19 protein-coding genes are annotated in these 22,911 nt (G+C 72.5%); 13 read left to right on the plus strand and 6 right to left on the minus strand.

Annotated elements, in window-relative coordinates; translation table 11 throughout:
* Positions 1–121: 121 nt before the first annotated feature.
* The 3 genes from ACXJKF_RS02635 to ACXJKF_RS02645 all read right to left on the minus strand — a co-directional run bounded on the left by ACXJKF_RS02635 (position 122) and on the right by ACXJKF_RS02645 (position 1,904).
* A complete protein-coding gene (locus ACXJKF_RS02635) occupies positions 122–502 on the minus strand; it encodes a hypothetical protein (protein ID WP_456786185.1) in 381 nt (126 codons plus the stop codon).
* 22 nt (positions 503–524) lie between these two features.
* Complete coding sequence (locus tag ACXJKF_RS02640; RefSeq protein WP_456786186.1) at positions 525–653, minus strand: hypothetical protein; 129 nt, start codon at positions 651–653, stop codon at positions 525–527.
* A gap of 75 nt (positions 654–728) precedes the next feature.
* Positions 729–1,904 carry a hypothetical protein gene (locus tag ACXJKF_RS02645; protein ID WP_456786187.1) on the minus strand — a complete coding sequence of 392 codons (1,176 nt, stop codon included), beginning with the start codon at positions 1,902–1,904 and terminating at the stop codon, positions 729–731.
* Between the two features lie 248 nt (positions 1,905–2,152).
* Here ACXJKF_RS02645 and ACXJKF_RS02650 point away from each other — a divergent pair, with 248 nt between their 5' ends.
* A complete protein-coding gene (locus ACXJKF_RS02650) occupies positions 2,153–2,353 on the plus strand; it encodes a hypothetical protein (protein ID WP_456786188.1) in 201 nt (66 codons plus the stop codon).
* Between the two features lie 242 nt (positions 2,354–2,595).
* Here ACXJKF_RS02650 and ACXJKF_RS02655 read toward each other — a convergent pair whose 3' ends face one another.
* The 3 genes from ACXJKF_RS02655 to ACXJKF_RS02665 all read right to left on the minus strand — a co-directional run bounded on the left by ACXJKF_RS02655 (position 2,596) and on the right by ACXJKF_RS02665 (position 4,844).
* The gene (locus tag ACXJKF_RS02655) at positions 2,596–3,036 is read right to left on the minus strand and encodes an HD domain-containing protein (RefSeq protein ID WP_456786189.1); all 441 of its coding nucleotides are present in this window, start codon (positions 3,034–3,036) and stop codon (positions 2,596–2,598) included.
* 236 nt (positions 3,037–3,272) lie between these two features.
* Positions 3,273–4,187, minus strand: coding sequence for a hypothetical protein (locus tag ACXJKF_RS02660; RefSeq protein WP_456786190.1), 915 nt, complete (start codon positions 4,185–4,187; stop codon positions 3,273–3,275).
* A 330-nt stretch (positions 4,188–4,517) separates the two neighbouring features.
* Positions 4,518–4,844, minus strand: a complete 327-nt coding sequence (locus ACXJKF_RS02665) for a hypothetical protein (RefSeq protein WP_456786191.1) — start codon at positions 4,842–4,844, stop codon at positions 4,518–4,520.
* A gap of 700 nt (positions 4,845–5,544) precedes the next feature.
* Between ACXJKF_RS02665 and ACXJKF_RS02670 the strand changes: the two genes are divergently transcribed.
* From ACXJKF_RS02670 to ACXJKF_RS02725, 12 genes are all read left to right on the plus strand, one after another.
* Positions 5,545–5,997, plus strand: coding sequence for a hypothetical protein (locus ACXJKF_RS02670; protein ID WP_456786192.1), 453 nt, complete (start codon positions 5,545–5,547; stop codon positions 5,995–5,997).
* 101 nt (positions 5,998–6,098) lie between these two features.
* Complete coding sequence (locus ACXJKF_RS02675; RefSeq protein WP_456786193.1) at positions 6,099–6,416, plus strand: hypothetical protein; 318 nt, start codon at positions 6,099–6,101, stop codon at positions 6,414–6,416.
* Positions 6,417–6,423: 7 nt separating this feature from the next.
* A complete protein-coding gene (locus ACXJKF_RS02680; RefSeq protein ID WP_456786194.1) occupies positions 6,424–7,047 on the plus strand; it encodes a GyrI-like domain-containing protein in 624 nt (207 codons plus the stop codon).
* A gap of 166 nt (positions 7,048–7,213) precedes the next feature.
* Positions 7,214–7,954: a thioesterase II family protein gene (locus ACXJKF_RS02685; protein ID WP_456786341.1), complete on the plus strand. Its 741-nt coding sequence runs from the start codon at positions 7,214–7,216 to the stop codon at positions 7,952–7,954.
* A gap of 44 nt (positions 7,955–7,998) precedes the next feature.
* The gene (locus tag ACXJKF_RS02690) at positions 7,999–8,703 is read left to right on the plus strand and encodes a thioesterase II family protein (RefSeq protein ID WP_456786195.1); all 705 of its coding nucleotides are present in this window, start codon (positions 7,999–8,001) and stop codon (positions 8,701–8,703) included.
* The gene (locus ACXJKF_RS02695; protein ID WP_456786196.1) at positions 8,700–9,527 is read left to right on the plus strand and encodes a mycofactocin-coupled SDR family oxidoreductase; all 828 of its coding nucleotides are present in this window, start codon (positions 8,700–8,702) and stop codon (positions 9,525–9,527) included. Before ACXJKF_RS02690 ends, ACXJKF_RS02695 begins: the two co-directional genes overlap by 4 nt.
* Positions 9,528–9,561: 34 nt before the next feature.
* Positions 9,562–12,387 carry an amino acid adenylation domain-containing protein gene (locus tag ACXJKF_RS02700; protein WP_456786197.1) on the plus strand — a complete coding sequence of 942 codons (2,826 nt, stop codon included), beginning with the start codon at positions 9,562–9,564 and terminating at the stop codon, positions 12,385–12,387.
* Positions 12,384–15,977: an amino acid adenylation domain-containing protein gene (locus ACXJKF_RS02705; RefSeq protein WP_456786198.1), complete on the plus strand. Its 3,594-nt coding sequence runs from the start codon at positions 12,384–12,386 to the stop codon at positions 15,975–15,977. Before ACXJKF_RS02700 ends, ACXJKF_RS02705 begins: the two co-directional genes overlap by 4 nt.
* A gap of 14 nt (positions 15,978–15,991) precedes the next feature.
* Positions 15,992–21,043: an amino acid adenylation domain-containing protein gene (locus tag ACXJKF_RS02710; RefSeq protein ID WP_456786199.1), complete on the plus strand. Its 5,052-nt coding sequence runs from the start codon at positions 15,992–15,994 to the stop codon at positions 21,041–21,043.
* The gene (locus ACXJKF_RS02715; protein WP_456786200.1) at positions 21,043–21,849 is read left to right on the plus strand and encodes an AzlC family ABC transporter permease; all 807 of its coding nucleotides are present in this window, start codon (positions 21,043–21,045) and stop codon (positions 21,847–21,849) included. Before ACXJKF_RS02710 ends, ACXJKF_RS02715 begins: the two co-directional genes overlap by 1 nt.
* Positions 21,846–22,169: an AzlD domain-containing protein gene (locus ACXJKF_RS02720; protein ID WP_456786201.1), complete on the plus strand. Its 324-nt coding sequence runs from the start codon at positions 21,846–21,848 to the stop codon at positions 22,167–22,169. The genes ACXJKF_RS02715 and ACXJKF_RS02720 overlap by 4 nt, the downstream gene beginning before the upstream one ends.
* Positions 22,166–22,900 (plus strand): carbon-nitrogen hydrolase family protein, encoded by a 735-nt coding sequence (locus ACXJKF_RS02725; RefSeq protein WP_456786202.1) that lies wholly within the window; start codon positions 22,166–22,168, stop codon positions 22,898–22,900. Before ACXJKF_RS02720 ends, ACXJKF_RS02725 begins: the two co-directional genes overlap by 4 nt.
* Positions 22,901–22,911: the final 11 nt, after the last annotated feature.

Consider the following 22,911-nt stretch of genomic DNA (forward strand, 5'->3'; position numbering starts at 1 on the left):
GGCCCTCTCGAGGCCGCCATCGTCACCACGGCCCTTGCCGACTCGCTCCCTTGTCGATGAACCCCGCAACGGTCTGTACAGGCCCCGTGACCGGCCGCCACCCTGGGACGTCGCCGCACCGTCACAACCGCACGGCGCCCGGATCCACCCGGGTGGCCGGCCAGACGACACCGTCGCCGTCCACGACCCATGACGGGTTCGGCAGCAGTTCGGCGAGCCGGCCGACGAAGGAGACGAACAGGTCCTCCCACCTGCACTCGATCGACACGGCGCTGGCTGTGCTCAGGTCGGGGAGCGGCCCTGAACCCGGGGCCGCGGACAGGCCCTCGCGCCAGTCCCACGCGCTGTCCTGGCCCAGTCCACCGAAGACCGTGACGAGCCGGTCCTGGTCGTCGCGGAGCTGTGCGACATCGTCCCGGACGTCGGCGCCCAACGTCCGCGCGGCCTGCAGGACGTGGACCTCGAACGACTCGTCGAGCGACACGAGATAGGCGGACTTCACGACAGCTCCTCGATCATCTGGATCAGCTCGGCTTCGGTTCGAGCGATCGGGGAGCCGTGACTGTCGTGGCCATGAACTCGGCCGCGCGCTCCGGCGCATCACCGGAACGGACGACGTCGACGAAGGTGCGGACGAGCAGCTCAGGGGTCACGGGAGGAGTCTGGCCCACGCGGTCTGCTCACGGCGGTCCGCGGGCGCCCGTCGGACCGGGCGCCCGACGACGCGCTCAGCAGCGGACGACAGTGCCGCTCACGTTCGAGATGACGAGGTTCGTGGCGCACGGCTTCTCGACGATGCGCACCCCGTCGGTGAGCGTGAGGTTGCGCAGCGTGATGTCCCGGTTGCCGGGGAACTCGGAGCGCGCGGCGAGTCGGACGTCGCCGCCCTGCACGGTGCCGCTCGTCGTGGCGAGGCTGACGTTCGTGCAGTTCTCGATGAGGACCGGGTTGTTGCCGGTCCGGACGAGCTCGACCTTGTTGATGCGCAGACCGCCGCTCTCGGACACGCAGAACACGCCGCGCCCGCCGCCGCTGGCCTTCACGGTGCCGACMTCGATGTTGGTGGGGTACGACGAGCCGATGCGCCCGGCGCGGTTGGCGATGCGGAACGCGGCGTAGCCGGTGCCGGTGCCGGCGCCCTGGGCGTCGACGAGGCTGATCTTCGCGTTGATGGTGGCGTTGAGGAGCAGCCCGGACTCACCGACGTTGCGGGCCGTCACCGTGCCGACCGTGAGGCCGTCGACCCCGTACGTCTCGACGGCGTGCGACCCGGCGCCGGACACGTACGCGTTGTTGATGGTGATGTTGCGGGCGTACCGGCTGGTGTCGCCGAGGTTGTCGACGCGGATCCCGATGCCGCCGCCGGAGAGCCGCATGTCGATGTCCCGTAGCCGCACGTTGTCGACGTTGCGCAGGAAGATCCCGTAGACGGGTGTACCCGTGAGCGCGAGGCGCGCGACCTCGATGTCCGTGGCGCCGCGGGCGTAGACGCCGGCGACGTTGCCGGAGCCGCTGCCGCTGACGTGGATGGTGCCGCAGGACTCGAGCGTCGTGTAGCTGGGCATGGTGATGCGCGCGTTGGCGCTCATGGTGCCGGAGCCGTTGATGACGACGCGCTGCTTGCTGGTGCGTCCGGCGTCGAGCGCGCCGATCGCGGTGTTGATCGCCGTGAGCATGTCCGAGCCGCTCCACAGCTCGGTGCTGCCGCGGTACGCGCGCCACGTGCTGCCGTCCTGCACGGCGGAGCCGTGGACGGTCGAGCCCGTACAGCTCGTGCCGGGCGCGGCATGGCTGGGTGGCGCGAGGACGAGGGACGTCACGGCGAGCGCGGTGGCCGCGAGCCCGGCGAGCGCGACACGAGCCCGGACGCGCCGGGCTCGGGGTGCGAGGAGGTCGGTGGTCATGCGGGCACCTTTCAGCGGCGCCACCGGCATCGGTGCGGGCGCCCTCCGTTGGACGCTTCCGGCCGGTCGGCTCTCGCACGCTAGGGGCGCCGATGCCACGAACGCAGCGCTTTGAACCGTTTCGGAGAGCGCATTCCTTTGTGAAGAGCCCTGTCGGGCGTCATGGCCGACACTCGGCGATGTCGAGACCGGGACCGCCGCTATCGTCGGCCGACGGCACCACGGGGTGCCACGGACGGAGGCCTCGCGTGGACGACCAGGAGCGACCGACGACGGACGCCGACGAGGGCAGCGAACCGAAGTCGGACAACAGCACCATGCGGACGCTGGGCATCATCTTCATCGTGGTCGGCATCGGCCTGTTCGTCGGACCGGGGAGCGCCGGCATCCCGTTCATCGCGATCGGCGTCGTCTTCCTGGCCTCCTCGGCGGCACAGAAACGCCGCTGAGCGCACGACGTCCGTGCGACCGCGCACGAGCCTGAGGACCTGCCGGTCAGGTCAGGAGCCGGGTGTGGACAAGCCACATCGGGCCGATGTCGGTTTCGGTACGGGTTGCCGCTCCTGGCGGGTGCCGGGTGCGGATCAGAGGGGCAGTTGATGCGGGCGGTCCCGGGTGTCGTGGTGTCGGTGATGGTTGTGGTCGGGCTGGTGGGGTGCAGCACGTCACCGCCGGTCCGGTCAGGCACCGATCAGGCGAACGCGTCCAGCAGCTCTCGGCTGCGGCGGTACTTGTCGCGCAAGCGGTCGGCGACGGCTGGCGGCAAGGCCTCGAGCCTCTGAGGATCCGAGTTGTCGTCGAGGTCGGCATGCTTCACGACGACGGCGAGGKGATGTTCGGCGACCCTGCGCATGCTCTCTTCGAGCGTCTCACCGGGCCGCTTGCTCAGGGCGTCGACGGCAGCGACGACCTCCGCCGGGCAACCGAGGGCAATCAGGTCCGCCGCTGTGACGGGAGTGTCCTCGAGGACGTCGTGCAGGACGGCGACGATGCGGGCGTCGTCCGTGTCCACGCGCGCCATCACCCGCAAGGGGTGCCCGATGTACGGCTGACCCGCCTTGTCGGTCTGCCCTTCGTGCGCCTCCGTCGCGAGCGCCACGGCTGCGTCGAGATCGAACAACGGCTCGCTCATGCGTCACTCACCTGTCGGGTGCTGCTTCGGGTCCAGATGGGTTCGCCGATGGGGCGCTTGATCGCGGCCACGACGACTTCCAGAGGGTACGAGAGGGAGACAGTCCCGAGGTCCGACGTGAGGAGATCCAAGCTCTTCAGTCTTTCGACGCTGACCTCGTCGCGATCCTCGATGAAGCCGACGTGTACGGAACCGCCGGGCCTCCGAGCGCGTCGGCCCAGGCCCCGTTCGTCGAGTCATCGGTTCTCGTACGTGAATGCCCACGCAACGGCCTCGGCTGCGTTGTCCGACAGACCCGGGTGGAGCTCTCGGGCGCGTGCTGCGATGAGCCGGCCGGCGTCGGCGAGGGTCGTGGTGGACCAATCCACGACGACGCGTCCCGCATCCTCGGCGATGCTCTCGACCAGCGCGAGCAGCACGTCCGGCGGGCGCCGCGTCGCGCACGCGCGGGCTGCCCCCGGGTCGATCTTCGGGTACGGCCGACGACCTCGGCCGTAGTACGCCACCACGGCAGCACAGAGTTCCTCGTCGATGCCATCGGTCACGAGCACAGCCTGACTCCGTGAGTCGATCACGGCTCCGATCTCGGCGATCTGGTCAGGCATGCTGCACGCKACAGCGTCAGGCTGCTCGGGCGTCTCGGTATCGCTGCGTTCGACCGTGGACCAGATCGGATCGCCAGTCGGGTGCTTGATCGAGGCCACGACGGCATCGAGCGGGTACGAGAGGGCGACAGCGAGCTCCTCGGCGTTGCCGACGGAGAGCTTGCGTGCGACCACGGTTCCGTTTGCGTGTCGCACCTCCGCCTTGCCCTGGCCGTCACGGACGACCACGTACTCGGTGGGCGTGGCCAGCCGGCTGTACGTCAGGACCTCCATGTCGTGCGCTCTGCGCCATCCGACCGCCGCCTGCAGGGCAAGGTATATCTGCAGCACCGATACGTCGGACGTGACGATCATCAGACCGTTGGACGCGCCGCGATCGATCGTCTCCACCGTGACCACGCCAGCGCTCTCGTACCCAACTTCCCACGTCTCGCCATCACCGATCCGGAAGGCCTCACCCGGCCTCGGCTTCTCGATGCGTTCGTGCTCAATCTCGATCAACTCCGAGACTCGCTGATCGATCGCGATCCGGATGGGAGAAACCATTATCCGGCGAGCTTCTGGCGTGGAGGTAGCCAAAGGGACTATTGTCGCCATTCCGTCGAGCGCCTCCGGATCATTTATTGCCATCAGTCGGCCCTCTCTACGATTGCGGTGTGATAACCGGGGCGAATGTCGCACTATTTGTGCGAGCGCAGGGACGGCCTCTCAGGGCTCCGCTCCAGTTGCATCAAGAATCTGTCGCCATGACGTCGGCCTCCAGGAACGGCTCGTACATCAGCCGGCCCTCGTTGACCGCGAGGAGCTCGTCGCCCAGCTCCACTCCAGCGAGATTGAGCACTCGTCGGGGTCAGTCGGGTTCTCGTCTCCGACGAGTTACTGATCGCGGGCCAGAAAGATCCAGCGCAGCTTGTCGTGTGGAGAGATCTGCGGATCCGTCAGGATCTCGTAGGTCTTTTCGACGCGGACATGCTCACCGGTGAGAGATTGCAAGTTGCTCACGATGTCATCTATATCGACGGTGTCATCCTCCGTCAGCCGACTCAGCTGGAAGTGCAACCGCACGTCTGTTCCGACGACACCAACCCCGACTGCGAGCGCGTTTCTTGGCAGAACCCCGAGCGTCGCCTGAACTGCTTGCGAAACTATGTAATTGTCCCACACTGGCGCGCGGCCAGGATCGTCTGGAGTTGGAAAAGTCATGGCATCCACTTCACCGGGTCCACCAACGTCACGCTCCTCGGATCGGGTCTCGACCAGTGCGGACGGAAACTAGCGCGCCCCGCGATCGATTTGCCCGAGTTGTCCACAGGCGGACCGCTGGGCTGGGATCCCGTGGGGATTCCGGGGCGCGAGCATCGCGGTCTCCCCGCCGCGATGACGCAGGGAGCGCGACTGGCTCAGCCGTGAGCGGTGCCGCCAGCACCCCACGGCAGCCCGTGGGGAGCGGGCGCTCACCGACGATGCCGTGAGCCGGAAGTCCTCGACCGCGCGGCAAGGACGTTGCGCAAGGCGCTCGGCGGTCGCGGCAAGGACGTTCCTCAGGACGCCGGCGGCACGCTCGACGGTCGCGCGTACTGCCTAGAGCCGACGCCCCCGATCGCAGCCATCGCCGTTCGCCGCGTACGGCGGCGATTCAGCCTGTGCTGAGCGGATTTTGTGGTCAGATGACCATGCGCGTCGACCTGCGGGGTCGAGCAGTCGGCGAGAGGGGCGTGGCGTGAACGCACCACGGAGGGCAGTCCGTCGAACCTCGGGAGTCGTCGGCGTGCTGGTGGCCGTCGTCCTGCTGGGAGCGTGCGGTGATGGCGGAGTCACTCTGCCCAGCCCGACCAGAACGCTGCCGACCCCGACGATCACCCTCCCGTCGCGTCCCACTCCGACGCCGACGGTGACGCTGCCGGTGCGTCCCACCCCGACGGACACCCCCGTCGCTCCCGAGCCGACGGAGCCTGAGCCCGAGCCGACGGAACCGGCGCCCGAGCCGACGGCGGTCGAGCCGGCCCCCGAGCCGACGGTTGTCGAGCCAGAGCCAGAGCCCGAGCCGACAGCGGTCGAGCCGGCACCTGAGCCCACGGTGGTCGAGCCGGTGCCGGAGCCGACGGCGGTCGAGCCCGTTCCGGAGCCGACCGCGACCGAGACGGCGGTCGTCCCGGAGCCGACGCCGACCTCCACCCCGACCCCGACGCAGGAGGCCACGCCGTCGCCGTCCGCGTCGAGCGAGGCGGAGGCTGAGGAGGCGGCCGGCACCCCGGCGTGGGTGTGGTGGCTGCTGGGGCTCCTCGTGGTCGGTCTCGGTGTCGGGATCCCGCTGGTCGTCCGAGCGCGTCGACGGGCCGCCGAGCCACCCGCCTGATCGGCACCCGCCCTGCCGGTGACCAGCAGAGGCCCTTGTGCGACGCGTGCGCGTCGAGCAGGGTCGTGCTGTTGCAGTCGCGTCGACGCGAGAGGAACGCCATGTCCAACGTCGCCCTCCGGTGTACCGACACGGCGTGCGCGGCGCACGGGAGGGTGCAGGCGACCCCGACGTGCGCGGTGTGCGGCAAGCCGACCGTGTGGACGGTCCTGCGCGTCCCGCCACCGGGAACTGCTCCGATCGCGCCGATCTACTCGACGCCGATGCCGCTCAAGGGTCAGCAGCAGCCGCACGTGCACCCGGTCGGCTCTGAGACGCGCACGTGCACGAACCCGGCGTGCGCGAGCTTCCACCTGGTGCAGGACGCGACGGTCTGCGCGCAGTGCGGGAGCGCGACGGTCGTCGCGAAAGCGCTGTAGGTCGGCGGTGTCGGACAAGGTCGACGTCAAGAAGTCGCTCGACAGCTACCAGGCCCGGCGGGGGCAGTTCCGGATCCTCGACGTCCCTGACCTGCGGTACCTGATGGTCGACGGCCACGGCGACCCGAACTCGTCGCCGGACTTCGCGGAGGCGGTCGAGGCGCTGTACCCGGTGGCGTACACGCTCAAGTTCGCCAGCAAGCGCCAGCTCGGCCGCGACTACGTGGTCCCGCCGCTGGAGGGTCTGTGGTGGGCGCAGGACATGGGTGCGTTCACGGCGGCGCGGGACAAGTCGCGGTGGGACTGGACGCTGATGATCCTCGTCCCGGACTGGTTGGACGGGGAGTCGGTCGCTGCGGCGATMGAGAAGGTCGGCGCCCGGGACCGGCCCGTGGTCCGGCTGGAGACCCTGTCCGAAGGGCGGTGCGTGCAGACGCTGCACGTCGGCTCGTTCGACGACGAGGCCGGCGTGCTGGCGCAGCTGCACGACGAGTTCGTCCCCGAGCACGGGCTGCGCCTGGTGGGGACGCACCACGAGATCTACCTCAGCGACCGCCGCAGGATCTCGCCCGAGAAGCAGCGCACGATCCTGCGTCAGCCGGTGGCGTCCGCGGCCCCGGCGGGCGGGTAGCGCGGCCGTCGGGAGTGAGATTCCCCGAGGGGGCGATGATCACGAACTGATCTCGTGCTACCTTTTGCCCGCGTAAGTCCGGTTCGGGAGCATTTGGGCAGTTATGGGCCTGTGACTTGCGCGTCGTGAGCATGCAGAAGGTCTCAGGGGGGACTGGGTGAGACGAGTGTGGTGTGCGCCCGTTCGGGCGACGCCGGGGGAACCGCGCCGACGCATTGTCATCTTTCCGCACTCTGGTGCGGGGCCGCTCGCCTACGGGCCGCTGGCGCGTGCCTTCCCGCCGGACTGCGAGGTGCTGGGCGTCACGCTGCCCGGGCGTGAGGCCCGGTTCCTCGACCCGACGACGTCCTCGCCGCGCGAGGTGCTGGACGCCGTCGTCGACGAGCTGTCGGAGCTCGAGCCGTGCCCGACGGTCTTCGTCGGGCACAGCCTGGGCGCCCATCTCGCGGTGGCCACCCACCTGCGGGAGGCCGGCCTGGCGGACGGGCTCGTGCTCAGCGCCGCCGTCCCGACGGGCTCGGCGGCGCACGAGATCGACGTCCAGGACGAGTCCGCCCTGGTGGGAGTCCTGTCGCGCGCGGGTGGCACCCCGTCGGAGATCCTCGACGACCCGTCGTTGCGGGCCTACGTGCTGGGCGTCCTCGCCGCGGACCTGACCCTCGGGCGGCGGCTCGTCAGCCTCACGGCGGACGCGACGATCACCGTCCCCACCCGGGTGCTCGGCGGTCGGACCGACGCCGTCGTGCGCGCCGAGGACCTCGGTGCGTGGCGTGCTCGCGTCGGCGCCCCCTGTCCCGTGCACCTGTTCGACGGGGGTCACTTCTTCGTGCTGGACCCCGCCCACGCACCGACCGTGATCGACCTCGTGCTCGAGCTCTGTCCGACCGAGACCGTCCGCGTCCACTGATCGCCCGGCGCATTGTCGCCATTCCACCCGACGAGAAGATGACTATGACTACTTTGCTGTGCATTCCGTTCGCCGGTGCGGGCGCCTCGTTCTTCGGACCGTGGGCAGAACCGGCCGGAAATCGTTTTCACGTGGTGCCCGTCCAGCTTCCTGGACGGGAGGACAGGTTTGTCGACCAGCCGTTCACCAAGGTCGCGGACGCGGTCGCCTCCATCGTCGACGAGGTGCGGCCGCAGGTGGGCTCGGGGGAGCAGGTGGTGCTCTTCGGGCACAGCCTCGGAGCGGTCGTGGCGTTCGAGCTGGCGCTCGCGCTGGAGCAGTCGGGGGTCGACGTGGCGCGTCTCGTCGTCAGCGGGTCCCCGGGTCCGTGGAGCGGTCGCACCGAACGTGCCAGCGAGCTGTCCGACGACGCGTTCCTGCAGCAGGTCCAGCGGTTCGCCGGGTACGAGCACCCCGCCCTGGCGCACCCGGAGCTCCGTGAGCTCCTGCTGCCGACCCTGCGCGCCGACGTCCTGATGCACGAGGACTACGTGGCGCGCGACGGGGTCGTCCTGGCGGCACCGATCACGTCCCTGCGGGGCAGCCACGACGAGCTGGTCGACGACGAGGCCGCGATGCAGTGGGCGGCGGCGACGACCGGCAGCTTCGTGCTGCGCCGGGTCACCGGTGGGCACATGTACCTCGCCGACTCCGCAGCCGAGGTCCTCGACATCGTCGCGGCCGACCTCGACGCCGTCGCGGCACCGTGAGCCGCCTGCAGGGGAAGACGGCGCTCATCACGGGCGCGGCCCGCGGCCTCGGCCGGGCGACCGCGGTCCGCTTCGCGCACGAGGGCGCGGACCTGGTGCTGACGGACGTCGCCGGACCGGTCGCCGGTGTCCCGTACCCGATGGGCACGGTCAGCCAGCTGGACCACACCGCGCGCCTGTGCCGTGACGCCGGCGCCCGGGTGCTGGTCCGGACGCTCGACGTGCGGGACGCCGCCGCGGTGGACCGGGTCGTCGACGAGGCGCTGGACCGCTTCGGGGTGGTGGACGTCCTGGTCAACAACGCGGGGATCGCGTCCCCGTCGGGGAAGGCCGTCCACGACATCGACGAGGACGAGTGGCAGCTGATGCTCGACGTCGACCTCTCGGGGGCGTGGCGGACGATGCGCGCCGTGGGGCGGCACATGGTGGCTCGTCGGCACGGGAGCATCATCAACGTGGCCTCGACGGCCGGGCTGGTCGGGTACCGCAACTTCGCCGGGTACGTGGCCGCGAAGCACGGGCTCGTCGGGCTGAGCAAGGCCGCGGCGCTGGACTACGCGCCGCACAAGGTCCGGGTCAACGCCCTGTGCCCGGGATCGGTCCGCGACGAACCCTCCGTCGAGGGCCGGATGCTCGAGGAGATTGCCCGCTCGCTCGCTGTGCCGGTCGACGAGCACGAGGAGCTTTTCGTGCAGTCGCAGCCCATGAACGCGCTCATGGAACCCGAGGACATCGCCGCCGCCGCGCTGTGGCTCGCCTCGGACGACGCCCGGCAGGTGACCGGCAGCGTGATGGCCGTCGACGGCGGTTTCACGGCTCACTGATCCGCCCTCGCTCCCTCCACCCGAAAGGCTCCCCGTGTCACGCCCGTTCCTCGTCGCGCGCTCGTCGTCCGCGTCCGTCGTCCACGACGGCGCGTTCCACTCCCTGACGGTCCCGCTGGCGCGGTTCCCGTCGACCACCGACGTCGCGGACCGGCTGCGCCGCCTGTCGGTCGCGACGTGGCCCGACGCGCGTCCCGCGCAGCTGTGGACGGAGGACGCCTCGGCCGCGCGGGCGGAGGCCCACCGACCGCTCGCACCCGGCCGGCTCGTGCGCGCGACGTTGCTCCGGGGGGCCGACGGCGGCGGTGAGCTCGTGCTCGTCGCCGACCGCGCACACCTCGACGCCGAGTCGCTCCGGCACGTCGCCGACGTGCTCCTGGGCGACCGCCCGGTGGAGACGGCGGTCGCCGGATCCGGTGCAGCGGAGGCGCCCGCGCGCGACGACCTCGACGCGGACCTGGTGGACCCGTTCGGGCGCGTCCCGGGTGCGGCCGGTGACCACGTGCTGCACGCGACGCTCGCGCCCGTCGTCGGTGACGTGACGGCCGTCGTCGTCGCAGCGCTCGCGGTCGTGCTCGGTCGGTACGGTCGGTMGGCGCTCCCGGTGGTGGCGGGGCTGGTGCGGTCGCACGACGGGAGCAGGGCCGACCGGCCGGTCCTCGTCGAGGTGCCCGTCGACGACGACCTCGCCACGCGGGAGGTCGTCCGGTCCGTCGCACGTGCCCTCGCCAACCCGGCGAGCGGCTGTGACCAGGCGACCTACGACCGCCTGGTGGCCCGCCGGCACGGTCGGGTCGTCGCCGGCGTGGTCGACGGCGGCGTCGCGCGACCCGGGGACCGGGTCGTCCCCGTGCTCTCGGCACCCTTCCCGCTCACGCTCTGCCCGGTCACGGTCGACGGGACGACGACGCTGACCCTCGTGGCCCGGCGCGAGGACCTCGACGAGGACTCCGCGGCGACGTTCCTCGAGACGTTCGTCCACGTGCACGCCCAGGTCGCGGGCGGTGACCTGAGCGTCGGCCAGGTCTCGACCGCCGGGACGACCGACACCGCCGACGCGGTTGTGCCGCAGGAACCGGGGACGAGCCTGCCGGACGCGTTCGCGCGGGTCGTCGCGTCGTCACCCCACGCGGTCGCGCTGACCGACGGCGACACCTCGCTGACGTACGCCGAGCTCGAGCGTCGTGCCGAGCGTGCGGCGGACGTCCTCGTCGGGGCGGGCGTCCGACCGGGGGACCGCGTCGGCATCTGCCTCGAGCGGTCGGCCGACGTCGTGACGACCATGCTGGCCGTCCTCAAGGCGTCGGCCGTGTACGTCCCGATGGACCCCGCGTACCCCGACGACCGGCTCGCGTACGTGATCGAGGACGCCGGGCTCCGGGTCGTCGTCTCCACCAGGACGGACCTCCCGGCACCCGACGGTGTGCTCGTCGTCGACCCCGCGCTCCTGGCCGACCGGCCCGCCCCGACGCGGCCGTCGCGCGCCGTCGCGGGCGAGGACCCGGCGTACGTCATCTACACGTCGGGGTCGACCGGGCGCCCGAAGGGGGTCGTCGTCGCGCACCGCTCCGTGACCGCGCTCGTCGCGGCGACGCGGGAGGACCTCGCCCTGGGCGCCGACGACACCTGGACCCTCTTCCACTCCACCGCGTTCGACTTCTCCGTCTGGGAGATCTGGGGCCCGCTCCTGACGGGTGCGCGCCTGGTGGTCGTGCCGTACTGGGCGTCGCGCGACCCCGAGGAGCTGTGGCGCCTCCTGCAGCGGGAGCGGGTCACGGTGCTCAACCAGACGCCGTCGGCGTTCGACCAGCTGATCGAGGCGGACGGCCGCACGGGGTCGTCGCGGCTGGACCTGCGCCTCGTCGTCTTCGGCGGAGAGGCGCTCGACGCGCGTCGCCTCCTGCCCTGGTTCGACCGGTACCCCGAGTCGACGTGCCGGCTGGTGAACATGTACGGGATCACCGAGACGACGGTCCACGTCACGGCGCAGGACGTCACGCGCGACGCGGCGCTGACCGGGTCGCGGTCGGTGGGCCGGGCCATCCGCGGGTGGTCGGTGTGCGTGCGCGACGAGCACCTGCGCCCCGTGCCGACCGGGATGCCGGGCGAGATCCTCGTCGGTGGCGACGGGCTCGCGATCGAGTACCTCGGCCGCCCGGAGCTCACCGCGGAACGGTTCGTCGCCGACCCCGTGACGGGCCGGCGGCTGTACCGCAGCGGGGACCTCGGGCGCCTGCGTCCGGACGGGACGCTCGATCACCTCGGGCGCATCGACACCCAGGTCAAGATCCGTGGCTTCCGGATCGAGCTCGACGAGGTGCGAGCCGTGATCGAGGACGTGCCCGGCGTGGTCTCCTGCGCGGTGGTCGTGGGCGGCGACGTCGAGCGGGACGCCGCGAGCGCCCGGCTCGACGCGTACCTCGTCCTGGACGGGACCGACACCGAGACGGTCCGTCAGCGCATCGGGCGGCTCCTGCCGTCGTTCATGGTTCCGGCGACCCTGACGCCGGTCCCGGAGCTCCTCCTCACGCGCAACGGGAAGCTCGACGTCCGGGCGCTGCCGGACCCGCTCGAGACGCCACGGGCCCGGCCGGTGACGACGGCACCGCGTGCCCAGCCCGTGACGACGGCGCCGGTCGACGCCCTCGAACCGCTGCGGGCCGCCTGGGAGAGCACCCTCGGCGTCCCGGTCGCGGTCGACGACAACTTCTTCGAGCTCGGCGGCAACTCCCTGCTCGCCGTCCGGCTCGCGGCCACGATGCGCGACGGTGGGCTGCCGACGCTGCCGCTGCGGTCGCTCTACCTGCACCCCACGGTCAGCCGGCTGGCGCAGGCCCTCGCGTCGGAGGGTGCGCGGTGAGCGACGTCCTCAGCTGGATCGCGGCGCCCGACCGGTCCGCGGGCTCGGCACCGTCGGCGGTGGGCAGGGTCGACGTCCCCGTCGCGGGAGCGCCGACGGTCGACCACCTGGTCGCGGCGTGGGCCGTCCTGCTCAACCACCACACGGGCGTGGACGTCGTCCCGATCGTGCGGGCGGACGGGGAGCAGCCGGAGGTCGTCGAGCTCGCGCTGCACCCGGACGCGCTCTGCCGGGACGTGGTCGACGCCGCCGCCGCCGGCCGGCCGGTGCGGGAGTCCGACTGGGAGAGCCTGCCCGCGGTCGTCGTGGGCCCGCGGGTCCGGCCGCCGGGGTGCGCGCCGTGGCTCGTGCTGACCGCCGGGGACGTGCCCACGGTGGCGCTCGAGTTCGACCCGGTCCGGCACGACCCCGCCGCGATGAGCCGGCACGCGCAGCACCTCGCGGCGACCGTCGCGCTGGTGGTCGAGGGGTCCACGGCGGTCGGCGCCGTCGACCCGCTCAGCGCACAGGAGCGCGCGCAGATCCTCGGCTCCTGGAACAGCACCCGTCGCGACTACCCCCGGGACGCGCGGATCGAGCACCTCGTCCTGGGCCACGCGGACCGGGCACCGGACGCCGTCGCGGTGGTCGACGGCGCGACGCGTCTCACCTACGGGCAGCTGGCCGACGCGTCCGGCCGTCTCGCCGTCGACCTGCGGGCGGCGGGCGCCCGGCCGGGGGACGTCGTCGCGCTGTTCCTGCCGCGGGGTGCGTCGCTGGTCGTCGCCGCGCTCGCGGTGCTCCGGGCCGGTGCGACGTACCTGCCGGTGGACCCGGAGTACCCCGACGCGCGCGTGGCGTACATGCTCCGGGACAGCGCCGCCGCCGTGGTGGTCGCCGCCGCGGGCGAGCGGTCCCGGATCCCCGCGGACCTGGGCGGGGTGCCGGTCGTCGACCCGGACGCGCCCCCCGCCTGGTCCGGGGAGCCGGACGTGCTGGCCGACGCCGGTGCGGCCGCGTACCTGATGTACACCTCGGGCACCACGGGCGAGCCCAAGGGGGTGCTGATCCCGCACCGGGGCGTCGTGCGGCTCGTCGTGGGCTCGTCGTACGTGGAGCTCGGGGCGGGGACCGTGATGGCGCACATCGGCGCCACCGGCTTCGACGCCTCGGTGTTCGAGATGTGGGGCGCGCTGGTCAACGGCGGGACGCTCGTGGTCCTCGACCGGGCCACCGTCATCGACGCCGTCGAGCTGCGGGCGGCGCTGGCCGAGCACGGCATCACCAGCGGGCTCGTCACGTCGGCACTGTTCGCGCACCTGGCCGACGAGGATCCGACGCTGTTCGCGCCGATGACGGATCTGGTGGTCGGCGGGGACGTCCTGTCCGCCGCCCACGCCCGCGCCGTCCTCGCCGCGAACCCGGGGCTGCGCCTGGTGAACGCGTACGGCCCGACCGAGAACTCGGTCATCTCGACGACGCACCGCGTCTCGCCGTCGTCGGGGTCCCGCGTGCCGATCGGCCGGCCCATCGCGAACTCGACGGCGCTCGTCCTCGGCCCCGACCGCCGGCTGGTGCCGGTGGGGGTGCCCGGAGAGCTCCACGTCGGCGGGGACGGCCTCGCGCTGGGCTACCACCGGCGACCGGACGCGACGCAGGCCGCGTTCGTCGAGCACCCCTTCGTGGCCGGCGAGCGGCTCTACCGGACCGGGGACCGGGTCGTCCTGCGGCACGACGGGAGCATCGACTTCCGCGGGCGGCTGGACGAGCAGGTCAAGATCCGCGGGTTCCGCGTCGAGCCCGCGGAGGTCGAGCAGGTGATGTGCGGGATCGAGGGCGTCGAGGAGGCGGTGGTCGTCGTGCGCCGGCGGCGCGGCTCGTCCGACAGCGAGCTGTGCGCGTACGTCACCGGCTCGCGCGACCTGCAGGAGGGCCCGCTCCGGGCGCTCGTGCGGACCGTCCTGCCGGAGCACATGGTGCCGACGTCGGTCGTCGTGCTGGACCGGCTGCCGCTCACCGCGCACGGCAAGGTGGACCGGGCGGCGCTGCCCGAACCGGGACGCGTGCTCGTCGTCGCCGTCGACCTCAGCACCGACGAGGAGCGCATGGCGTCCCTCTGGCGCGAGGTCCTCGGCGTCCCCGTCGTGGGTCCGCACGACACCCTTCGCGACCTCGGCGGCAGCTCCCTGTCGGCGACGCGCATCGCGGGTCTGGTGCGGTCGCGGCTGGGCTGGTCGTGCCCGGTGGCCGCCGTGCTCGGCGGGGGGAGCCTGCGCGAGCTCGTGGCATCGCTCCCGCGCGAGGGCGGACAGCAGGGTCCGACGGCCGGGTCGGGCGCGCTCGTCGGCCCGCTGTCACCGCAGCAGCGCGCCGTGCACGCCGAGCTGACCGCGGCACCGGGCTCGCTCGACTACAACCTGCCGGTGGTGGTCGACGTCGGGGCGCGCGACCTCGACCTCGACCTCCTCACGTCCACGTGGGAGACGCTCGTCGGCCGGCACGAGGTGCTGCGGACGTCGTTCCGCACGGACTCCTCGGGCGCCCCGGTCCAGGAGGTCGGGGCGTCGTGCCGGGTGCACCTCGAGACGGTCGCGCTCGACGCGTGGGCCGACCTCGACGGCTGGGCCCGGACGTGGGTCCGGCCCTTCGACCTCGGACGTGCCCCGCTCTGGCGGCTCGCGGTGGTGCGCGCACCCGGGCGGTCGGCGATCGTGCTCGACGTCCACCACCTCGTCACGGACGGGTTCTCGCTCCGGCTGCTGATGGAGGAGTGGTCGGCGCTCCTCGACGGGGTCGACGTCCTCGCACCGCCGCTGCGGTACCGCGACTTCGCGGCGTGGTCCGCCGTTCCAGGGCGGGCGGTCTCTGACGCCGGTGGAACCACGCAGCCGCCTCCCGACCTGCCCGTGGACCGGCCCCGGCCGCCGCTGCGCTCCACCGCCGGTCGGTACCTGTCGTTCTCGCTCGGGGACCCGAGGTCGCGACGGGTGCGTGCCTGCGCGCGCGACCTGGGCGTGAGCCCGTTCGTCGTGCTGCTCTCCGCGTACGCGACGTTCCTCGGCCGGGTCACCGGGGCGGACGACGTCACCGTCGCGGTGCCGTTCTCCGGCCGGAACGTCCCGCACACGGAGCGGGTCCAGGGCATGTTCGTCACCACCGCGGCCGTCCCGCTGCACCCCGCGCCGACGACGACGTTCCGTCAGCTCGTGGTGTCGACGGCCCAGGCCAGCGTCGCCGCGATGGACGGGGGTCTCGCCGCTGCGGGTCGCGCGGTCGGCCGGGACCGGCACCCCCTCGCGGACACGCTGTTCGCCCTGCAGGACACCGGGCTCGCCCAAGTGCAGCTCCTCGGGGGTCGCCCACGGTGGCGCCCGGAGCTGACGGGCAGCACGATCTTCGACCTCAACCTGCAGGTCGACGACGACGGCGAGACGTTCGAGGCCGTGTGGGGGTACTCCACCGCCCTGTTCGACCGCGCGTCGGTCGAGTCGTTCCGGGACGACCTGCTCGCGGTGGTCGACGCCGCGACGGTCGACCCCGACGTCCCGCTGCAGTCGCTCGCCGCGCGCGCCGCGCCACGCCAGTCCGTCTCGCTCTCCTTCGACCTCTGACGCTAAGGACACCCATGCAGTCACTCGAGACCTTCGGCACGCTCCGCGTCGAGGCAGCCCGCCGACCGGTCGAGCGCGCGTTCTGGACCGACCTGCTCGCTCGCCTGCCCGAGCCGGCCGGCTTCCAGCACGACGACGTCGGGGCCGACGGTGCGGACGTCCGCTCGACCGTCACGCTCGACCTCGGCACCGACCTCGCCGAGCGGCTGCGCCGCATCAGCCGGGACGATGACGAGGCCCTCCGCACGCTCGTCCTGGTCGGGGTGCTGACGGTCCTGCGCCGGCACGTGCGCCAGGACGACGTGGCCGTGGCGATCACCCCGGCCGTGCCGACGTTGACGCAGGCGCTGGTCGTGCCGGCGACGTGCGGTCCCACGACGACTCTCCGCTCGGCGCTCGCGGACGTCGGCGACGCCGTCCGCGCGGCGCTCGTGCACTCGGACTTCCCCGTCGAGCTCGCCGGTCCCGCGGTGTCAAGCCTGGAGCCGTCCGAACGGCACCCGTTCGCGGCGGTCCTGCTCACGGGCGTGGGGTCGCAGGACGCGGTGGGGCACGACGACACACGGTTCCCGCTCGTCGTGCACACCGTCCGGACCGCGCACGGTCTCTCGCTCGGGGCGACGTTCGGTTCCCGGTCGCTGCACGAGGTGAGCGCGGCCCGCATCCTGCGGCACGTCCGGGAGGCGCTGGTCAGCAGCACCGCGAGCCCGGACGCGCCGCTGCGCACGATCGACCTGACCGACCAGGCCGACGCCGCGGTGGTGGCGACGGCCAACGACACCGTCGTGCCGTTCGACGCCGAGGCCCGCCTCGAGGACCACCTGCGGCAGCAGGCGGCGACCCGGCCGCACGCGGTCGCGGTCGTGACCGACGAGGGCTCGCTGACCTACGCCGAGCTCGATGCCCGGTCGGACGCGCTGGCGGCCCGGCTGCTCGCCGCAGGGCTGGTCCGCGAGGAGCTCGTGGCGGTGTCCGCCGAGCGCTCGCCCGAGATGCTCGTCGGGATCTACGCCGTCCTGAAGGCGGGCGGCGCGTACGTCCCCGTCGACCCGGGCTACCCGCAGGAGCGCATCCGGTTCCTGCTCGAGGACAGCGGTGCGCGGATCGTGCTGGCGCGCGGCAGCCGGGTCGCCGAGCTGCAGGGGCGAGGAGCCGTCGTGCTCGACCTCGACCCACAGCCCGGTGAGGACCGGGAACGGCGGCCGTTCGTGCGACCGCAGGGGCTCACGTCCCGTGACCTCGCCTACGTGATCTACACGTCCGGGTCGACCGGCACGCCGAAGGGGGTGGAGGTCGAGCACCGGTCGGTGGTGAACCGGATCGCCTGGATGCAGGGGGCGTACCCGATCGGGCCGCAGGACGTCATCGTGCAGAAGACGCCCGTCTCGTTCGACGTCTCCGTGTGGGAGCTGTTCTGGTGGTCGTTCGTCGGCGCGTCGGTGTGCCTGCCGGCCCCGGGCGTYGAGAAGGACCCCGAGCGGCTCGTCGCGGCGATCGAGCGGCACCGCGCGACCACCCTGCACTTCGTCCCGTCGATGCTCGGGGCGTTCCTCGGCGACGTGCGGCGCAGCGGGCAGGTGGCACGGCTGTCGACGCTGCGCCGGGTGTTCGCCAGCGGTGAGGCGCTCGGGCGGCACCACGTCGAGGCCTTCTCCACGGTGTTCGACGGGCACGCCGGGACGGCGGAGCTGGTGAACCTGTACGGGCCGACGGAGGCGACGGTCGACGTCACGCACCACCGGTGCGACCCGGCCGAGCACGGACCGGTGCCGATCGGCCGGCCGATCGACAACACCCGCATCCACATCGCTGACGAGGACCTACGGCCTCAGCCGGTGGGCGTCCCCGGCGAGCTGCTCATCGCCGGTGTCGGCCTGGCGCGCGGCTACCTGGGCCGGGCGGAGCTCACCGCCGAGCGCTTCGTGGCGACGCAGGACGAGGCCGTCGCGTACCGGACGGGCGACCTCGCCCGGTGGCGGGACGACGGCTCGATCGAGTACCTCGGCCGCATCGACCAGCAGGTCAAGGTCCGCGGGTACCGGATCGAGCTCGGGGAGATCGAGGAGACGCTGCGCCGGGAGACCTCGGCCGCCGAGGCCGTCGTCGTCCCGCGCACGGCACCGGACGGGCAGGTGGTGCTGTGGGCGTACCTGACGCAGCCCGCGACGCAGGACGTCCAGGAGGTCCGCGCGGCGCTCGCCCGCGTGCTGCCGGAGCACATGGTGCCGCCGCACGTCGTCGTGCTCGACGCCCTGCCGCTGACCCCCAGCGGGAAGCTCGACCGGCGGGCCCTGCCCACCGAGATCGCCGGTGCCCCGTACGTGGCCCCGCGGGACGAGGTCGAGGAGCGGCTGGCGGCCATCTGGGCCGACGTGCTCGGCGTGGCGCAGGTCGGCGTCGACGACAACTTCTTCGCGCTCGGCKGGAACTCCATCCACTTCGTCACCGTGCTGGCCCGGTCGCGTKCCGCAGGGGTCACGTTCACCTTCCAGGACCTGTTCCGGCACCCGTCCGTCGGCGCCCTGTGCGCGTTCGTCGCCGAGCGTCCGGACGTGGACGTCGCCGCGGAGGACGTCGTCCGTGAGCAGTTCTCGGCGCTGTCCGCCGCGGACGCCGCCCGCCTGCCCGACGGGGTCGTCGACGCCTACCCCATGACGCAGCTGCAGGCCGGGCTCGTCTTCGAGTCGGAGCTCGGCAAGAGCGCCGCCGAGTACCACGACATCCTCAGCTACGTCTTCGCCAGCCCGCTCTCGGTGCCCGTCTTCGAGGAGGCCGTCCGCGTCCTGGTGGCCCGGACCCCGATCTTCCGCACCAGCTACCGGCTCGACGGCTTCAGCCAGAGCCTGCAGCTCGTGCACGCGGAGGCGTCGTCGCCCCTGCGCGTCGACGACGTCCGGCACCTGACCCCGGACGAGCAGGAGGTCTGGTACCGCGACTGGGTGGAGCGGGAGAAGGCCGACCCCTTCCTCTGGACCGAGCCCGGCCTGGTGCGGATCCACCTGCACCTGCTGGGCGACGGGCTGTTCCGGTACGGCATCAGCCAGCACAACTCCGCGCTCGACGGCTGGAGCATCACGCTCGTCCACACGACGCTGTTCGGGATCTACCAGCGCCTGCTCGCCGGTGAGCCGGTCCCCGAGGTGCACGTCGCCAACCACCTGCGCACCTACGCGGAGCTCGAGCGGGAGTCGCTGGCCCGCAGCGCCGACCGGGAGTTCTGGGCGGGTCTGCTGGAGGGCGCCGAGCTCACGCGGCTGCCGAGGTCGAGGACCGGTGTCGACGGCGAGCAGTTCGACGTCCGGTTCCACGAGGTCGAGCTGGGTGCCGGCGCCTCGGGCCGGATCGTGGCGCTGGCCCGTCGGCTCGACGTGCCCGTGAAGAACGTCCTCATGGCCGGCCACCTGGCCGCGCTCGGTGTGCTGTCCGGCCGGTCGGACGTCATGACCGGCTACGAGCACAGCGGCCGGCCCGAGACCGACGACGCCACCCGGGCGATCGGGCTGTTCCTCAACACCGTGCCGTTCCGCGTGACGGTCGGCGACGGCACCTGGGCGGGGCTCGTGCGGGCGGTGCACGACGCGGAGGCGGCGCTGCTGCCTGCGCGCCGGTACCCGATGGCGCAGATGAAGCGCGACCTGGGGACCCTGGAGCCGCTGTTCGAGACGGCCTTCAACTTCACGCACTTCTACCTGCTCCGGCAGCTGGACGAGCTGCCCGGGTTCTCGGTGCTGGACGTCCGGGCGGACTCGGAGACCGAGTTCTTGCTGCGCGCCGAGTTCTCCCAGCACTTCCGCACGGACGAGGTGCGGCTGAGCCTGCACCACCACGCGAACGTCATCGACGACGACCTCGTCGAGGCGTTCGGCCGCGCCTACCGCGCGGTGTTCGACGCGATGACCGCCGACGCCGACGCCCCGCAGGACCTCGACGGGCTGCTCGGCACCGACCGGGAGGCCGTCGTGACGCGACGGTCGTCCACCGTCGACGTCGTGGGTCGGCGGACCGTCGTCGCCCCGGCGGACGTGGCGCCGGCCAGGCCTGCGGAGACCGCGGTCCAGCGGCGGATCGCCGCGGCCTGGGCGCGCGTGCTGACCGTCGACGTCGACACCATCGGGCTGGACGACAACTTCTTCCGGCTCGGCGGCAGCTCGTTGACCGCGATGCGGGCCGTGGTGGAGCTCGCGGGCCTCGTGACCATCGCGGACCTGATGCGCAACAGCGGCCTGGAGGCGCTGAGCGTGGTGGCGGAGCGCAACGCGCAGCCCCTGGCGGAGCCCCGCCCCACGGGGGTGCTCCAGCACCTGGCCGGGGACCCGTCCGTCGCGGAGCTCAGCCTCGTGTGCTTCCCGTTCGCCGGCGGCAACGCGGTCACGTTCGACGCGCTGGCACGCCACCTGTGCGACCTGCTGCCGACGCTCGCCGTGTTCGCCGTCGAGCCCCCCGGTCACCACGCGGGCGCCGGCCCGGACGACCTCCTGTCGCTCGGTGAGGTCAGCCGCGCGGTCGTGCAGGAGATCGAGGACTCGATCACCACACCGGTCGCCCTCTGGGGCCACTGCGTCGGGTCGGCGCTCGCCCTGGAGACGGCCCGGCTTCTCGAGGAGGAGGGCGACGGCGTGAGCCACGTGTTCGTGGGCGGCAAGGTCCTGCACTCCGCCGACGAGATCCGGGAGGGCGTCGCGGCCGTCGAGAGCATGTCCGACGGCGACGTCGTCCGGTGGCTGGTCGAGGAGTCCGGGCTGACCGGGGTCGACGTCGACGACGACAGGTTCAGCGCGTTCGTCGCGCGGGTCTTCCGGCACGACTCGACCACCGCGAACCGGTACCTCACCACGGTCGTCGACGGGGCCGACGGGTGGCGCCTCGCCGCTCCGCTGACGCTGGTGTACGCCCAGGACGACCCGTTGACCCTCGAGCACGGCACCCGCCTCCCCGCCTGGTCGGCGGTCAGCGACGACGTGTCGGTGCACCGGATCCCCCGCGGTGGGCACTACTTCTGCCAGTCGGAACCCGAGGCCGTCGCCCGGGTCGTCGTGGCCGAGCTGCAGTCCGTGGTGCGCGCCTGATGGCCGCCGACGTGCCCTCGACCGAGGCGCCGGTCGACCTGGCCCCCGAGGTCGCGACCGCGCGGACGCGCTACGTCGAGGGCGTGCGCAGCGTGCTGCCGTTCCTGCTCTCGGTCATCCCGATGGCCGTCGTCGGCGGGGCCCTGGGCGTCACGAGCGGGCTGTCCCCGCTGGAGACGGTCGGCCTCGCGATGGCGGCGAACTCGGGCACGGCGCAGTTCGTCGCGTTCTCGCTGCTCGCCCAGGGAGCCGGCGCCGTGACGGTGTTCCTGACCACGCTCGTGCTCGGGCTGCGGATGCTCATCTACTCCACGGTGCTGCGCAAGTACCTGATCGACGTGCCGCGGGGCTGGAAGGTCGTCGTGGCGTTCGGCCTGATCGATGCGGTCTTCTTCGTCGCGATCGACCGGCTCAAGAACGGCAGCCTGAACTCGCACACCCACTGGTTCTTCATCGGCGCGTCGAGCGTGATGTACGCGACCTGGATGGTCTGCACCTCGGCGGGGGCGCTCATGGGCGCCCTCATCCCGGACCCGCAGGCCATGGGCCTCGACTTCCCGATGACGGCCATGTTCCTGGCGATGCTGGCCCTGATGGTCGACAGCCGGAAGATCGCCACCGTCGTCGCGGCCGCAGGCATGACGACGATGGCGTTCCAGTGGCTCCCGTACAACCTCGGGATCATCGTCGCCCTGGCCGCCGGGATCGCCGCCGGCGCCGCGTGGGACGCCGTCGTGCGTGCCCGTGAACCACGCGACGCGTCCGACCTCGCACCTGCCCCCGTCGTCGAGCCGGAGTCCCGATGAACATCGCCCTCGTGATCGTGCTGGTCGGTCTGGCCAGCTTCCTGCCGCGGTACCTTCCGATGGTGGTGCTGCGTGGCAAGGAGCTGCCCGACCGCTGGCAGGTGGCCCTCGGCTACGCCCCGCCCGCGGTGCTGGCCGCGCTCGTCTTCCCGGCCGTCCTCACCCCGACCGGCGGCGGCGAGGACCTGGCCCAGCTCGCGCCGTACCTCGCCGGCAGCGCCGCGACGGTGGTCGCGGGGATGGTGACCAAGAAGTTCCTGACCTCGGCCGCGATCGGCATCGTCGTGTTCTTCGTCGTCCGGGCGGTGGTGCCGGGATGAGCCGCGCGGATCTCGGAGTCGCAGCGGTCCAGCTCTCTGCGGTGCCCGGCGACGTCGGTGCGAACGCCCGTCGCGCGCTCGCGGTCGCGACGGAGGCGATCGGCGACGGAGCGGAGCTCGTCGTCCTGCCCGAGCTCTCGCTCACCGGCTACGACCTGAGCCTCCTGCACGAGGACACGATGTGGTTCCAGCCGGACGACCCGCGCCTGGACGCGCTGCGGGCGCTGACCGCGCAGTCCGGCGCCACCGTCGTGGTGGGTGCACCCGTGGTGCACGACGCGCGCAGGTCCCTGGCGTCGCTCGTCCTCGGGCCGGACGGGTCCGTGGTGGTCGCGCCGAAGTCGCACCTGCACGGTGCGGAGGTCGACCACTTCGCGCCCGGGGCAGGACCCGTCACGGTGGACGTCGCCGGGTGGCGCGTCGCGCTCGCGGTGTGCGTCGACACGTCGTTCCCGGACCACGCGCAGCGCGCGGCCGCCGCCGGGGCGGACGTGTACGCGGCGTCGGTCCTGTACACGCGCGGCGAGGAACGCCGCCTCGACGTCCGCCTCGGGGCCCGCGCCCTGGACAACGGGCTGTACACGGTGGCCGCCAACGTCGCGGGGCACCCGCTCGGCGAGCGGTCCGCGGGCGGGTCCGGGGCCTGGGCACCCGACGGCTCCCGGATCGCCKCCGCCGCGGGCCGGGACGACGAGATCGTCCACGCCCGCATCGCCCCACCAGCCCTGTGACCGCTCCATCC

The organism is Cellulomonas sp. P5_C5 (assembly GCF_054049655.1).

What these genes read in the sequence shown, in the direction of transcription:
- ACXJKF_RS02690 (WP_456786195.1), top strand. Translation starts at nt 7,999, where the DNA reads ATGACTACTTTGCTGTGCATTCCGTTCGCCGGTGCGGGCGCCTCGTTC.
- ACXJKF_RS02665 (WP_456786191.1), bottom strand. Translation starts at nt 4,844, where the DNA reads ATGACTTTTCCAACTCCAGACGATCCTGGCCGCGCGCCAGTGTGGGAC.
- ACXJKF_RS02675 (WP_456786193.1), top strand. Translation starts at nt 6,099, where the DNA reads ATGTCCAACGTCGCCCTCCGGTGTACCGACACGGCGTGCGCGGCGCAC.
- ACXJKF_RS02720 (WP_456786201.1), top strand. Translation starts at nt 21,846, where the DNA reads ATGAACATCGCCCTCGTGATCGTGCTGGTCGGTCTGGCCAGCTTCCTG.
- ACXJKF_RS02715 (WP_456786200.1), top strand. Translation starts at nt 21,043, where the DNA reads ATGGCCGCCGACGTGCCCTCGACCGAGGCGCCGGTCGACCTGGCCCCC.